Raw genomic sequence first — 14436 nt, forward strand, 5'->3', positions numbered from 1 at the left:
ATGCCTGATATCCAATTAACGAACCTCACCAAAACCTACCCCGGCAGCAATACCCCGGCGGTAAACAGTATCAACCTGACGGTGAAAGACGGTGAGTTTATGTGCCTGCTGGGGCCGTCCGGCTGCGGGAAAACCACGATCCTGCGGATGATTGCCGGCATCGAACACGCCAGCGGTGGCGAGATCCGTATCGGCGACAAGATGGTCGATTCCGTGGCCCGGGGTACGTACGTTCCACCGGAAAAACGCGGGATTGGCCTGGTGTTCCAGAGCTACGCGCTGTGGCCGCACATGACCGTGGAACAGAACGTGGATTTTGGTCTGCGTTTACAGAAAGTGCCTGCAAAAGAGCGTATCGCCCGCTGTCAGGACGTGATGGAAAAATTGCGTATTGCTGATTACGCCAAACGTTTTCCGGCGCAGCTTTCCGGTGGTCAGCAGCAGCGCGTGGCCCTGGCGCGAATGCTGGCGGTGAATCCCGGCGTACTGCTGCTGGACGAGCCGCTCTCTAACCTCGACGCCACGCTGCGTCTGGAAATGCGTGCCGAACTGCGCCGCCTGCATGAAACCTTTGGCACCACGATTGTTTTCGTCAGCCACGATCAGTGGGAAGCCATGACCTTAGCCACCACCATTGCCGTAATGAGCGCCGGGCATATGCAGCAGGTGGGCACGCCGGATGAAATTTACGCGACCCCGGCCAATCGCTTTGTGGCGGAATTTATTGGCACACCGCGCCTGAACATGATCACGCTGCATCAACCTTTGAGCAGCCTTGCACAACATCTGCAACAACGCTTCACCCTGCACGACCAGACCCAGCTCTGCGGCATCCGCCCGGAGGAGATCGTGCTGAGTGACGAATCGAGTCTCAACGCCATCCCGATGACCATCGATAACATTATGCCCACCGGCGGAAGCTGGGTGATTGAACTGGTTGCCGGTGAAGACAGGCTGTTCCATTCCACACAGTTAAGGCCGCGCTGGCAGGCGCGCCAGCAGGTGCATTGTCAGCTTCCGACATCCTCCCTGCACTTTTTCAACAGCAACGGACTGCGTCACGACGTTACCGCGAATTAACTCCCATTGACTCTTAAGGAACCACAATGAAGCGCAATTTGTCCGCCGTACTTATCGCCAGTGCTCTGCTGAGCAGCACCGTCGCGCAGGCTGAGACGTTCGACCTGCAAAAATTGATTGCAGCTGCAAAGCAGGAGCAGCCGATCACCGTTTACGCCTCTACCGGGAAAATCGTGCAGCAGGCGAAAGCCTTCAGCGAGCAGTACGGCTTGCAGGCGGTGGGCGTGAAGGCCGATGCACCGCAGATTATTGAAATCATGAGCCGTGAAGCTCAGGCCAAAAATGTGCGTGCCGATGTGGCGATTGTTGAGGATGCCCCTGCCGGGATGACGCAGCTGCTGGATAAAGGTTATGTGCAGAGCTGGGTTCCGGACGACCTGAAAGGTAATATTGCCGCCCGCTATCAGACCCCGTTAACCGTCGTGCTGGCGCCAAACGTGTTTGCCTACAATACCGATCACCACACCACCTGCCCGGTGACGAATCTCTGGCAACTGACCGAGCCAAAATGGCGTGGCCGCGTTGCGATGCAGGATCCCACCAGCAAACCGGCCTATACCGACTGGTTCAGCCAGATGGAAACACATTACGACCAGCAGGTGCGGGATGCCTATCAGCAGGAATTTGGTAAACCGCTGCAAACCGACGAGAAATCCGCCACCGCAGCCTTTGTGAAGGCGCTGGCGGGCAATGGCGTGCTGCTGACCCATTCCGATAATGATGCCGCGTCTGCCATCGGCGCGCCCGACAGCAAAACTGACTTTGTGGGTCTGGTGTCTACCGCAAAATTCCGCGACAACAAACAGGGTATGAAGCTGGGCCTGTGCAGCGGCCTGAAGCCGTTTATTGGCTGGAATTACCCGAGCCTGGGCGTCGTGGCTACGGGGAGCAAAAGCCCTAACACCGCGAAGCTGTTTATTCACTATCTGCTGAGCGCCGAAGGCATCGCACCGCAGGGTGTTGACGGCAAAATGTCCACCAACCAGACGGTGAAACTGCCCGCTGATGAAGCCTCCGGTATTGAGCAGCATCGCAGCGAACTGATGGAATACCTGACCGCCACCGTACAAGGCGACTGGGCAAGCCGCCAGGACTGGCAGGATATCTGGAGCCTGAACTACAAAAAGTAGTCTTCAGCGAAAATGGTTTAATCTGAACAGGCAGCACACTTTGATGACTCACGATATTGAACAACGTGAAACGGCGCTCAGGCGCATTATCGTCGATGCGGGCGATACCGCCCTGCGCTTCTTCCGCTCGCGTAAAGCAGGCGAATATGAACTCAAGGGGCATCAGGATATCCTGACCGAGGCCGATACCTTCGTTGAGAAGCTGGTGTCAGAGGCTATTTCAGCCGCCTTCCCAGACGATCTGATCCTCGGTGAGGAAACCGCCAGTCAGCCCGCCAGCGCGCAGAGCCTGTGGGTGGTGGATCCGATTGATGGCACCGCCAACTTCGCCCGCGGTATTCCTCATTTTTGTGTGTGCATGGCCTGGGTTTGCCACGGCGTCACCGAACTGGGGGCGATTTATAACCCGGTCAGCCAGGAACTTTATCTGGCACGCCGCGGCCATTATGCGCTGAAAAACGGTCAACCCCTGCGCTGTACCGCCATTACCGACACCCGGCGGGCGGCCGTGGAGCTGGGCTGGTCTTCACGTCACAGCCAGCACCACTATCTTCAGGTCATGGCGTCCTTGCTCGGTCTGGGCGCCAGCGTGCGTCGGGGTGGCTCCGGCGCCCTCGCGCTGGCCTGGGTGGCGGAAGGCCGTACCGACGGGTACATCGAAATCCATATGAATGCCTGGGACTGCCTGGCAGGACTGTTGCTGGTGCGTGAGGCGGGCGGCCAGACGGGAAGTATTCCTGACAGTGCCGAAGGGATCTTCAATGGCCTGCCGGTGCTGGCCGTTGCGCCCGGTATTGCGGATGAGCTTGCCCACGCCGCAGGTATTCCGCTGGCAGGGTCACTGCCAGTGATACCAGGAACCGTGCGCTACCCGCGCCCGCCGATGAGCCTGATTGTGGAAGATTTCCCCGGCTGGGGGATGGATATTTACATTGGCGGTTCAGGCGGGGTGAGCGACGTTACCCTGCTGGCGGAACATGATATCGGCGTGGTCATCAATTGTGCGGTCAACCTGGATATCGACTGGGTATCCACGCCTGAAACGGGCGCCGCGCCACATCTGTTATCTCATGGCGCAGGCCCGGTGCGCTATTACAAGCTGGGGCTGATCGACGGCGAAGGGAACGCCCCGGAGATGCTGCACGCCGGGTATCAGCTGATGCGCTCGGCACTGTTACAGCAGATCCCGGATAAAGTCTCTTACCGCAACCGCAAGCGCGGCAACATCCTCGTCAACTGCCGCGGCGGGCGCAGCCGCTCTGTGGCGCTGGTGGCGTTGTTTATGCATCTGGAATGCCCTGAACGCTTCCCTACTCTGGATGACGCGATCGCCCTGATCCGCGACCGGCGTGAGCTTCACCCGGATGAGTGGTTTGAAACGCCGAAGCCGTCGCTGATCCGCCTGGCTGAACATGCCATTATCCGTGAACGGGCAATTGCCGCAGTGGAAACTTGTCATGAGCAGTAACAGCCAGAAAAAAAATCCCGGTTTTGCCAGCGCCACTGAGGTGGCGCGCCTTGCCGGCGTGTCCCGCTCTGCGGTGTCACGTACTTTTACACCCGGCCGCAGCGTGTCTGACGATACCCGGCGTAAGGTGCTGGCCGCCGCCGGGGCGCTGAATTATCACGTCAACCATCTGGCGCGGGGGCTTTCCCGGGAGGAGAGCCGCCCGGTCTGTATTCTTGGCGGTAATCTTGCGTTTCCCTGGCAGTCCAGCCTGCTGGAACATCTGACCCGCCGCCTGCATCAAGCCGGACGTGCGGTGATGGTGATTAACACCGACGACGACGAGGCGAGCGCCAGAGAAGCCGTGCAGCAAACGCTGAATTACCGTTCAACGGCCACCATTGTGTTGTCTGGCAAGCCGCCAGGTTCGCTGATTGAACTGTGCCTGCAAAGCGGGCAACAGGTGATTTTGATTAACCGCATGGGCCAGTTCCCCAGCGCAGACAATATAGACATTGATTACAGTTCGACGATGAAAGAGGCATTTGACCACCTGATTGCCGCAAAATGTCAGCGTATGGCGATTGTTTCGTCCTCATCCCGCTCCCCGAGCATGGTGACCCGTGAAACGCGTTTTCTGGAGGCGGCGGCTGAAACCGGAACCGACGTGGCGATCACCCGCCCAGGCAGCACCTGCTACCATACGGGAGTCCTTGCTGCACGTGAATTGCTTAGCCAGGCGACGCGCCCGGATGGGGTGTTCTGCGTGACGGATCTTATCGCCTGCGGTTTTATTGATGCCGCGCGCCACGAGTTTGGCCTGCGCGTACCAGAAGATATCAGTGTCATAGGTTTTGATGATATCGAGCAGGCCAGGTGGCTTGGCTACCAGTTGACGACATTCTCGCAGCCGCTGGCAGAAATGGCGCAGGCGGTCTGTGAAATGTTGCAGGCCCCGGAGGACAGTCAACCCACCAGCCGATTGTTTACTGCGCGTCTGGTGAAGCGGAAAACGCTCGGTTCGGCGGATTAGTCAACCTTGCCCACTGCGGGCAGGGTTTTGCTTCAGAAACGAAAAAACCCTGCGATATTGCTATCGCAGGGTTTTCGAATTTGGCGGAAGCGTAGAGATTCGAACTCTAGAACCCTTTCGGGTCGCCGGTTTTCAAGACCGGTGCCTTCAACCGCTCGGCCACGCTTCCTAAGTGAGGCGAACTATAAACACCTCACTGCACTCTGTAAAGTGTGATTGCTTCCGTTCGCTTCAAAAATAGCCAAAACGTGTTTAATCGGTTGAATTGACAACGCATTGACCATTTTATCAGCACAACGTACCCGCTCACGCTTAGTGCTTTTTAATGTACATATCTTTGGTGTAGTAATAGCCCAGCTTGTCTGGCGTAAATCCACCCACCCACGGCTTGACCAGGTGCGTGCGCACATAGTGATAAACCGGGATCGCCGGTACATCACGGCCTAACAGATCTTCCGCCTGCTGATAGAACTGTCCGCGCTCTTGCGTAGTTTTCGCTTTCGCCGCGTTCACCAGCGCCTGATCGTAATCCGGGTTGCTGTACTGGCTGGTGTTTTCGCTGTCGCCGGTGCGGAAGTTGTTCAGGAAGGTTGCGGCATCGTCGTAATCGGCAATCCACGCGTAGCGCACCGCATCAAAGTTGTGGGTGTGCATGGTATCCAGCATGGTTTTCCACTCCTGGTTTTGCAGCTTCGCTTCCACGCCGAGGTTTTTCTTCCACATGGAGCTGGCAGCAATCGCAATACGCTGGTGCGATTCAGAGGTGTTATAGAGCAGGTTAAAACTCAGCGGGTGGCTGGCATTGAACCCGGCCTCTTCCAGCAGTTTTTTCGCTTCGGCAATACGTTTGTCCATTGGCCAGCTGGCGTAATCCGGGGTTTTCAGCGTGACGCCGCCGATATCTGGCTGGCTGATCAACCACGCCGGGCGTTGCCCCTGCCCTAACACTTTGTCAGCAATGATGTCTTTATCCAGCGCCATGTTCAGCGCTTTACGCACGCGCACATCGTTAAACGGCGGCCGGGTGGTGTTGAATTCGTAGTAATAGGTTGCCAGCTGCGGAGAGACATCCAGCTGCGTACCCATGGTCTTTTTCAACTGGGCAAACTGGTTGATTGGCACCGTATACACGATGTCGATCTCACCGGCTTTATAGCGGTTCACATCGGCGGCTTCAGAGGTGATTGGCAGGTAGGTGACCTTATTGATAACGGTATGCGCGTTATCCCAGTAGCGCGGGTTACGCTCGGCCACAATCCGCTCATTGACCACCCACTGAGACAGCTTGTAGGCCCCACTGGTCACGAGGTGCTCTGGCTTGGTCCACTTCTCGCCAAAGCGATTAATCAGAACCTTATCGACCGGTACCATCGACGGGTGCGCCAGCATCGCCAGGAAGGCGGCGTTCGGCTGGGTGAGCGTCACTTCCAGAGTGGTATCGTTAAGGGCTTTCACCCCAAGCGTGTTGGGTGCTTGTTTGCCCTGGGCGATGGCGGCACCATTTACGATATGCATGTTGCCCGGGTAGCTGGCATAGGGTGAGGCGGTCTTGGGATCAACCAGACGCTGCCAGCTCCATACCACATCCTGCGCGGTAATGGCGGTGCCATCGCTCCACGTAATGCCCGGGCGCAAGTGGAATGTCCAGACGGTGTTGTCTTTGTTTTCCCACTTTTCTGCCAGCCGTGGCTGGATTTCACCCGTCGGGGAGACATTCACCAGCCCTTCGAATAAATCGCTGAGAATATTGAATTCGACATCGCTTTCGACTTTGTGCGGATCGAGTGATGCCGGTTCGTTACCATTATTCCTGACCAGTTCCTGTTTCTCTGCCAGTTGAGTTCCTGCCGGCACGTTAGCCGCCTGGCTCGCTGCACTTGCGCACAGGATGCCTGCGGTTAACAAAGAAAGTGTAAAGTTAGTGCGTGGTTGTGATTTCATGTCCTTCGCCTTATTGTCTGTTTTATGACGATCCGGGAATAACTCTTAGCGCTCAGGCTGTAATAACGCAATATTTTTCAGTAACCTATAAGAGGTTGATCTGAATAAATTCGCCATACCGTTCTTCATGCTGAAGAAACGAATTTTTGCGGTATAAACAACCGGCACTGACGCTAACGCGTTGAGTAAAGATGGGTAAAACCACTTTGTAACTGGCGTCCTGTTTCCTATTCTTGCCGTTAATTACATCTGTCATAAGAGAGTGACTCATGGATCGTATTATTAGTTCTTCACGCGACCGCACATCGCTACTCAGCACCCACAAGGTGCTGCGCAATACCTATTTCATGCTCAGCCTGACGCTGGCGTTTTCTGCTATCACCGCTACGGCCAGCACGGTTCTGATGCTGCCGTCTCCGGGCCTGATCCTGACGCTGGTCGGGATGTATGGTCTGATGTTCCTGACCTACAAAACCGCGGATAAACCAGTAGGTATTCTGTCTGCGTTCGCCTTCACCGGTTTCCTGGGCTACATCCTGGGGCCAATGCTGAATGCTTATCTGTCTGCGGGCATGGGTGACCTTATCGGTCTGGCGCTGGGCGGTACTGCGCTGGTGTTCTTCTGCTGCTCGGCTTACGTTCTGACCACGCGCAAAGACATGTCCTTCCTCGGCGGGATGCTGATGGCGGGTATCGTGGTAGTACTGGTGGGTATGGTAGCTAACATCTTCCTGCAACTGCCTGCCCTGCACCTGGCTATCAGCGCGGTGTTTATCCTGATTTCCTCTGGCGCGATCCTGATGGAAACCAGCAACATCATTCGCGGCGGTGAGACGAACTACATCCGCGCCACCGTGAGCCTGTATGTGTCGCTGTACAACATCTTCGTCAGCCTGTTGAGCATCCTGGGCTTCGCCAGCCGCGATTAACCCACAGTGCGTTGAACCGAGCCCCGCTTATGCGGGGCTTTGTTTTTTTGGTACACTGCACAGGTTTTTGACTGACGTGTGAATGACTATGTTGAGCTTTGAAGGTAAAGAGATAGAAACCGACGCCGACGGTTATCTGAAAGAGAGCAGCCAGTGGAGTGAAGCGCTGGCAGAAGTGATTGCGGAGAAAGAAGCCATCACTCTGTCGCCAGAACACTGGGAAGTGGTGCGTTTTGTGCGCGAATTCTACCTTGAATTCAACACCTCTCCGGCTATCCGGATGCTGGTTAAGGCGATGGCCAACAAATTCGGCGAAGAGAAAGGCAACAGCCGTTACCTGTATCGTCTCTTCCCGAAAGGCCCGGCAAAACAGGCGACAAAAATCGCCGGTCTGCCCAAACCCGTGAAATGTATTTAATAGCGAATACCAAAATTAACGTATTCCCGGCCGGGTTGATGCGGCTCCGACAACACCTTATCAACCCGTGCACTGCGCGGTCCGCCTGCTTTTAACCACGCCACCAGTCGCTCTACCTGTTCCGCCTCGCCGCAGGCCACCACCTCGACGCTGCCGTCATCCATATTGCGTGCATATCCGGTAAGCCCTAACTGGACTGCCTCCCGCTGGGTGCTGTAGCGGAAGCCAACGCCCTGAACGATGCCGTGAACCCAGGCAATAGTGCAGACTTTTGACATCTTCCTTCCCCTTATCCGTCTGGCGCGTTGCATTTCCTCACTGAACTCGGGAAAATGGCGGCCATTTCATTGGAATCGACAGAATAGCAAATTATGAGTGTACGTTTAGTGTTAGCCAAAGGGCGCGAGAAGTCATTACTGCGCCGCCATCCCTGGGTCTTTTCTGGCGCAGTTACCCGCCTGGAAGGCAAAGCCAGCCTCGGTGAAACCATCGATATCGTTGATCATCAGGGGAAATGGTTAGCGCGTGGCGCATACTCGCCTGCATCACAGATCCGCGCGCGCGTCTGGACCTTTGATAAAGACGAAACCATCGACATTGCGTTCTTCACCCGCCGCCTGCAACAGGCGCAGCAATGGCGCGAGTGGCTGGCAAAACGCGATGGGCTGGACAGCTATCGTCTGATTGCCGGCGAATCTGACGGGCTGCCGGGCATCACTATCGACCGTTTTGGTGATTTCCTGGTGCTGCAATTGCTGAGCGCAGGCGCTGAATATCAGCGTGCAGCCTTGATTAGCGCACTGCAAAACCTGTTCCCTGAATGCGCAATTTACGACCGCAGCGATGTTGCCGTGCGTAAGAAAGAGGGTCTGGAGCTGACGCAAGGCCCGGTGACGGGTGAATTGCCACCTGCCCTGCTGCCTATTGAAGAGCACGGTATGAAGCTGCTGGTTGATATCCAGGGCGGACACAAAACCGGGTATTACCTCGACCAGCGCGATAGCCGCCTGGCCACACGCCAGTACGTTGAGAATAAACGCGTGCTGAACTGTTTCTCCTACACCGGTGGTTTCGCGGTTTCTGCGCTGATGGGCGGCTGTGCTCAGGTAGTGAGCGTGGATACCTCGCAGGAAGCGCTGGATGTGGCAAAACAAAACGTCGAGCTGAATAAGCTGGATCTGAGCAAAGCGGAGTTCGTGCGCGATGACGTGTTCAAACTGCTGCGTAAATATCGCGATCAGGGTGAGAAGTTTGACGTTATCGTGATGGACCCACCGAAATTCGTTGAGAACAAAAGCCAACTGATGGGCGCCTGCCGCGGCTATAAAGACATCAACATGCTGGCTATCCAGCTGTTGAACCCGGGTGGCGTTCTGCTGACATTCTCCTGTTCAGGCCTGATGACGACAGATTTATTTCAGAAAATCATCGCCGATGCCGCTATAGATGCTGGCCGTGATGTACAATTTATAGAGCAGTTCCGTCAGGCGGCCGATCATCCGGTGATCGCTACCTACCCGGAAGGGCTGTATCTGAAAGGGTTTGCCTGTCGCGTCATGTAACTTGAAAAGAGAAATATTGCCCACACCTTAAGTGTATGTAATGTTTCCCGGGAGGTGACTATGATTGCCAGCAAATTCGGTATCGGCCAGCAGGTCCGCCACACCTTACTGGGCTATTTGGGTGTGGTCGTGGATATCGACCCGGAGTATTCCCTTGATGAGCCGTCAGCAGATGAGCTGGCGGTCGACGCAGAGCTTCGCGCCGCACCCTGGTATCATGTGGTGATGGAAGATGATGATGGGCAACCCGTCCATACCTATCTTGCCGAAGCGCAGCTTAGCGGCGAACTTCAGGATGAACATCCCGAGCAACCCACAATGGATGAGCTTGCCCGGACCATTCGTAAACAGTTACAGGCCCCTCGCCTGCGCAACTAAGCGTGAAAAAAAGCCCGATATCGGGCTTTTTTATTACTTCGCCAGCCCCAGTCGGGGAATTTCGATTGCCGGACATCTGTCCATGACCACCGCCAGACCAGCTTCACGCGCCAGCACCGCCGCCTGTTCATTAATGACGCCAAGCTGCATCCACAGCGTTTTCGCGCCGATAGCAATGGCTTCCTGAGCAACGCCCCATGCCGCTTCTGAGTTGCGGAACACATCCACCATATCCACTTTTTCCGGCACGTCGGCCAGGGTGGCGTACCCCTGCTGCCCCAGCAGTGATTTTCCCGCGACTTTTGGCGATACCGGAATAACGTGGTAGCCCTGGTCCAGGAGATACTTCATCACCCGATAGCTTGGGCGGTCGGGTTTATCACTCGCCCCCACCAGCGCAATGGTTCGAGTCGATGTCAGAATGTCAGCAATATCGTTCTCTTTCATGGTCTTCCTCCTGGCTTTTTTCAAAGTGTACGTCAAAGCGGACATCGCAACCATCTATCCCATACAGATGTATGAGGGCAAAACCGCGGAATATGTCTATATGTTAGTAAACATGATTCTCGAAAAATTTAGATACATTATTAAGAAATAGCATTTTCCACAGGAGCACCCTATGAAAACCGGCATTGCCTCCGCTGTGATTGCATTAGTTATGCCGGTTTGCGTCTTTGCAACAACGCTACGGCTCTCCACCGACATTGACCTGCTGGTGCTGGACGGCAAAAAAGTCTCCAGCTCGCTGCTTCGCGGTGCGGACAGTATTGAACTGGATAACGGGCAACACCAGGTGGTGTTTCGGGTAGAAAAAACGATCCGCGTGGCGAATCATGAACAGCGGATGTATATCTCTCCGCCGCTGATCGTCAGTTTTAACACCCAGCGGATTAGCCAGGTTAACTTTAACTTACCCCGCCTGGAGACAGAAAAAGAGGCCCAGGCTTTTGAGTCTGGGCCGCGTCTTGAGTTGCTGGATGGCGATGCCATGCCTATCCCCGTGAAACTGGACATTCTCGCGCTCACCAAAACGCCGAAAGGTATTGATTATGAGGCGGATACAGAGGTCTATAACAAAGCGGGTAAACGTGCTTCACTGCCTCAGTTTGCCACCATGATGGCGGACGACAGCACGCTTTTGTCGGGCGTATCCGAACTGGATGTGATCCCGCCTCAGTCTCAGACGCTCACTGAACAACGCCTGAAATTCTGGTTCCAGCAGGCCGATCCCGATACGCGAGCCCGTTTTCTGCAATGGGCGAAACAACAACCTTCGTCGTAACCCACATTTTTTTGCCCTTTCTCTTGCAGCATCAGGCGCTTCCCGTCATCTTGTAGCCAGTTAACCCTGACGGAAAAGATTATGGAACTGACAACACGCACGCTTCCTGCCCGCAAACACATTGCTCTGGTGGCGCACGATCACTGCAAACAAATGCTGCTGAACTGGGTACGCCGCCATCAGCCGATGCTAGAAAACCATACCCTCTCAGCAACGGGTACGACCGGCAACCTTATCCACCGTGAAACCGGGTTAGAGGTTCATGCCATGCTGAGCGGCCCAATGGGCGGCGACCAGCAGGTTGGAGCGCAAATTTCGGAAGGTAAAATTGATGTGCTGATTTTCTTCTGGGATCCGCTGAATGCCGTTCCGCACGACCCGGATGTTAAAGCGCTGCTGCGTCTTGCGACGGTCTGGAATATTCCCGTTGCGACTAACCTGTCTACCGCAGACTTTATTATTGAGTCACCGCAGTTTAGCGCCCCTGTTGATATTCTGATCCCGGATTATCAACGTTATCTTGCCGAAAGACTGAAGTAAGTATTATGCCGGGTGGCGACTGCGCCTTACCCGGCCTGCAAAACCCTGCCCTTGTTACGGCTTCCTCGCCACCGGTACATCAATACTCTTCAGAATATCGACAAACGTTGAAGGTTCATCTTTATTGAACAGCAGCCATACGCGGTGGCGGGCGCGGGTTAACGCAACATACAGCAGACGACGCTCTTCAGCATCCGGGAAATCTTCCGGTACTGGCAACAGGGCCTGCTCCATCACCGATTCGCGCGCCGGAGCCGGGAAACCATCGTTGCCCTCTTTTAACCCCACCACAATCACGTAATCGGCCTGCTGCCCTTTACTGGCATGGATGGTCATAAAATCGAGTTGGAGCTTAGGCCAGCGAGTAGCGGCTTTTTCCAGCGCGGCCGGTTTGAGGTGGTGATAGCGCGCCAGCACCAGAATGCGCTCTTCGGGTTTCGCATAGCCGCTCAGTTTATCCAGCAAAGGCTCCAGCTGATCGTCCGCCAGCAAGGTGACGGCTTTTTTATCCCCCGGCGTCAGGCTGTTAAGCGGTTTGGCCAGCTGATGCGGGTTTTGCTGGATGAATCGATTGGCGATTTCACCGATGCGTGAGTTGAAACGATAGGTGGTGTCCAGGTCGCTGCGATCGCCCTCACCGAAATAGTGATGGAACGCGGTCGTCAGTGACAACTGTGCCCCACTGAAACGATAGATCGCCTGCCAGTCATCGCCAACGGCAAACAGTGATGTATGTTTATTTTGCGCCCGAAGCGCTGAAAGAAGCGCGGCACGCTGGGGTGAGATGTCCTGGAATTCATCGACGAGGATATGTTTCCACGGACTCACAAAGCGGCCTTTTTCCAGAATGATAATGGCCTGATGGATAAGCCCTGAAAAATCGACCGCATTTTCGTCTTTCAGCGCCGTTTTCCAGGCTTTCAGCAGCGGAGCCATCAGCTTGACCCGTTTGGTGAAGATCGCGCGGATCTCTTCCGGGGCGCTTTCAATCATTTCCGCCTGAGAGCCGCCGTGCATCCGTAAAAGGCTCACCCAGCGGTCGAGGCGCGAACCCAGGCGACGCGCCAGTTTTTCATCCTGCCAGAAACTGCCTTCCGGTACGTCCCAGTTAAGTTCTTCTTCCAGCCACTGACGCCAGCCTTTTGCCTGCGCTTTTTTCTCGCTGCACTGCTGCTGCCAGGTCTTAATAAACAGCGACTGGCGGGCCTGGGTGTCGTTCTCAAGTTTGCTGATTGAAGGAACTTTTTTGCTCCCCTGCTGGATAATGTGTAACGCGAGGGCATGGAAGGTTCTGGCGGTAATATCCTGTGTGTGCAGACGCTCCTGGATGCGCTCATCCATCTCCTGCGCAGCTTTGCGACCAAACGCCAGCAGCAAAATCTGGTCGGCCACCGCTTCGCCTGTGGTCATGAGCCAGCCCGCTCGCGCCACCAGCACTGACGTTTTACCGCTCCCTGCTCCGGCAAGCACCAGCAGAGAGTGTTCGCCATTGACTACCGCGCGCGCCTGGGCCGGGTTTAGCGGCGAGGATTCTATATTGCTGAAGAAATCGGCGTACTGCGCGAGCATGGTATCCGTCCATGCCTGGTTATGGGCAAGGCGACTTTTATCGATATCGGTAAGCCATGCCTGACACTGCCGCCAGGCATCGCGGCAATTCTCAAACTCATCCAGACGGGAAACCGGCAACGGCAGTGCTGTAAGTGCGACTTTGATTTTTTGCTGCAAACCGGCGGTTTGCTGGCGCGTAAGCCATTTTTGTTGCGCATTGCTTTGCGCAATATCATCAAGAACCTGCTGCAACACCTGCGCTGCAACGGTGCTCATCTCATCGCTCCACTGGCGCCACAGGCTATTCAGATGATGGTGGAAGCGTTGCGTTTCCGCCCATTCCGTGCCGTGAAGGCGTACCACCTTTTCGGCAGGCAACACAAACTCCAGCTCGCCCCAGACCAGCCCGCGTTTGCAGTGAATCGCTAAAAGCTGATTAAACGGAATAAGATATTCGTGGCGTTCGCCAGAGACTTTTACCCCTGCATTCAGAAGGACAACCTTGTCGTAAGGATGTTGAGCCAGGCGCTTGCCCAGTGAAGTTGCTTTCAGTTCCATGTCCTGCCTGATCCACGAAGAGATAATTTACCTGACAGTTTAACTGCCAGTTTTAAGGTGCTCCAGCCTAAAAAAACGTTACAATCACTTAGCGTTAATCATATCGAAAGGAACTGAGGGTTTATGCGTACCGTTCTGAATATTCTTAATTTTGTCCTTGGCGGTTTTGCCACCACTCTTTCCTGGCTTGTTGCCACACTGGTGAGCATCGTGCTCATCTTTACCCTTCCGCTGACGCGCTCCTGCTGGGAAATCACCCGGCTGTCGCTTTTTCCTTATGGTAACGAGGCTGTACACGTCGACGAGCTCAACCCGGAAAGTAAAAACGTGCTGATGAACACCGGCGGGACGGTGCTGAACATCCTGTGGCTGATTTTCTTTGGCTGGTGGCTGTGTCTGATGCACATCTTCGCCGGTATTGCGCAGTGCATCACGATTATTGGCATTCCTGTCGGGATCGCGAATTTCAAAATCGCTGCCATCGCGCTGTGGCCAGTTGGGCGCAGGGTTGTTCCAGTTGAAGTGGCGCAAGCCGCGCGTGAAGCCAATGCCCGTCGTCGTTTTCAGTAATTAAGGACTGGCCGCGC

At 55.3% G+C, this 14436-nt stretch carries 15 protein-coding genes and 1 tRNA gene; 11 read left to right on the top strand and 5 right to left on the bottom strand.

From position 1 onward, the window contains the following. The 4 genes from F3J30_RS09260 to F3J30_RS09275 are packed head-to-tail and all read left to right on the top strand — an operon-like array spanning position 1 to position 4690. Positions 1-1080 carry an ABC transporter ATP-binding protein gene (locus F3J30_RS09260; protein WP_166717046.1) on the top strand — a complete coding sequence of 360 codons (1080 nt, stop codon included), beginning with the start codon at positions 1-3 and terminating at the stop codon, positions 1078-1080. A gap of 26 nt (positions 1081-1106) precedes the next feature. Beyond that, positions 1107-2210, top strand: a complete 1104-nt coding sequence (locus tag F3J30_RS09265; RefSeq protein WP_166717047.1) for an ABC transporter substrate-binding protein — start codon at positions 1107-1109, stop codon at positions 2208-2210. Positions 2211-2253: 43 nt separating this feature from the next. Then, complete coding sequence (locus F3J30_RS09270) at positions 2254-3678, top strand: inositol monophosphatase family protein (protein ID WP_166717048.1); 1425 nt, start codon at positions 2254-2256, stop codon at positions 3676-3678. After that, a complete protein-coding gene (locus F3J30_RS09275; protein WP_166717049.1) occupies positions 3668-4690 on the top strand; it encodes a substrate-binding domain-containing protein in 1023 nt (340 codons plus the stop codon). Before F3J30_RS09270 ends, F3J30_RS09275 begins: the two co-directional genes overlap by 11 nt. Before the next feature lie 81 nt (positions 4691-4771). Here the strand turns inward: F3J30_RS09275 and F3J30_RS09280 are convergent. Next, positions 4772-4859: transfer RNA gene (locus tag F3J30_RS09280), tRNA-Ser, on the bottom strand. A gap of 143 nt (positions 4860-5002) precedes the next feature. Then, positions 5003-6631, bottom strand: coding sequence for an ABC transporter substrate-binding protein (locus F3J30_RS09285; protein WP_166717050.1), 1629 nt, complete (start codon positions 6629-6631; stop codon positions 5003-5005). 269 nt (positions 6632-6900) lie between these two features. On the opposite strand from F3J30_RS09285, the gene yccA reads away from it, so the two are divergent. Together yccA and tusE are read left to right on the top strand one after the other, a co-directional pair. Then, a complete protein-coding gene (gene yccA, locus F3J30_RS09290; protein ID WP_014069639.1) occupies positions 6901-7560 on the top strand; it encodes an FtsH protease modulator YccA in 660 nt (219 codons plus the stop codon). 88 nt (positions 7561-7648) lie between these two features. Then, positions 7649-7978: a sulfurtransferase TusE gene (gene tusE / locus F3J30_RS09295; RefSeq protein WP_041162029.1), complete on the top strand. Its 330-nt coding sequence runs from the start codon at positions 7649-7651 to the stop codon at positions 7976-7978. Here tusE and yccX read toward each other — a convergent pair. Continuing rightward, positions 7975-8256 carry an acylphosphatase gene (gene yccX / locus F3J30_RS09300; RefSeq protein WP_014069637.1) on the bottom strand — a complete coding sequence of 94 codons (282 nt, stop codon included), beginning with the start codon at positions 8254-8256 and terminating at the stop codon, positions 7975-7977. The genes tusE and yccX overlap by 4 nt on opposite strands. A gap of 93 nt (positions 8257-8349) precedes the next feature. On the opposite strand from yccX, the gene rlmI reads away from it, so the two are divergent. Together rlmI and hspQ are read left to right on the top strand one after the other, a co-directional pair. Continuing rightward, positions 8350-9540 carry a 23S rRNA (cytosine(1962)-C(5))-methyltransferase RlmI gene (gene rlmI, locus F3J30_RS09305; RefSeq protein ID WP_014069636.1) on the top strand — a complete coding sequence of 397 codons (1191 nt, stop codon included), beginning with the start codon at positions 8350-8352 and terminating at the stop codon, positions 9538-9540. A gap of 60 nt (positions 9541-9600) precedes the next feature. Then, positions 9601-9918 (top strand): heat shock protein HspQ, encoded by a 318-nt coding sequence (hspQ, locus tag F3J30_RS09310; RefSeq protein ID WP_014069635.1) that lies wholly within the window; start codon positions 9601-9603, stop codon positions 9916-9918. Between the two features lie 33 nt (positions 9919-9951). Here the strand turns inward: hspQ and F3J30_RS09315 are convergent, their stop codons facing one another. Beyond that, positions 9952-10365 (bottom strand): CoA-binding protein, encoded by a 414-nt coding sequence (locus F3J30_RS09315; RefSeq protein ID WP_014069634.1) that lies wholly within the window; start codon positions 10363-10365, stop codon positions 9952-9954. 172 nt (positions 10366-10537) lie between these two features. On the opposite strand from F3J30_RS09315, the gene F3J30_RS09320 reads away from it, so the two are divergent. Next, a complete protein-coding gene (locus tag F3J30_RS09320; protein WP_166717051.1) occupies positions 10538-11200 on the top strand; it encodes a DUF2057 family protein in 663 nt (220 codons plus the stop codon). Between the two features lie 81 nt (positions 11201-11281). After that, a complete protein-coding gene (mgsA, locus tag F3J30_RS09325; RefSeq protein WP_014069632.1) occupies positions 11282-11740 on the top strand; it encodes a methylglyoxal synthase in 459 nt (152 codons plus the stop codon). A 54-nt stretch (positions 11741-11794) separates the two neighbouring features. Here mgsA and helD read toward each other — a convergent pair whose 3' ends face one another. After that, positions 11795-13849: a DNA helicase IV gene (gene helD / locus F3J30_RS09330; RefSeq protein WP_166717052.1), complete on the bottom strand. Its 2055-nt coding sequence runs from the start codon at positions 13847-13849 to the stop codon at positions 11795-11797. A 123-nt stretch (positions 13850-13972) separates the two neighbouring features. On the opposite strand from helD, the gene F3J30_RS09335 reads away from it, so the two are divergent. Next, positions 13973-14419, top strand: a complete 447-nt coding sequence (locus tag F3J30_RS09335) for a YccF domain-containing protein (RefSeq protein ID WP_014069630.1) — start codon at positions 13973-13975, stop codon at positions 14417-14419. The last annotated feature ends 17 nt before the right edge of the window (positions 14420-14436 follow it).

The sequence above is a fragment of the Enterobacter sp. Tr-810 genome, assembly GCF_011752765.1.
GTDB lineage: Bacteria > Pseudomonadota > Gammaproteobacteria > Enterobacterales > Enterobacteriaceae > Enterobacter > Enterobacter soli.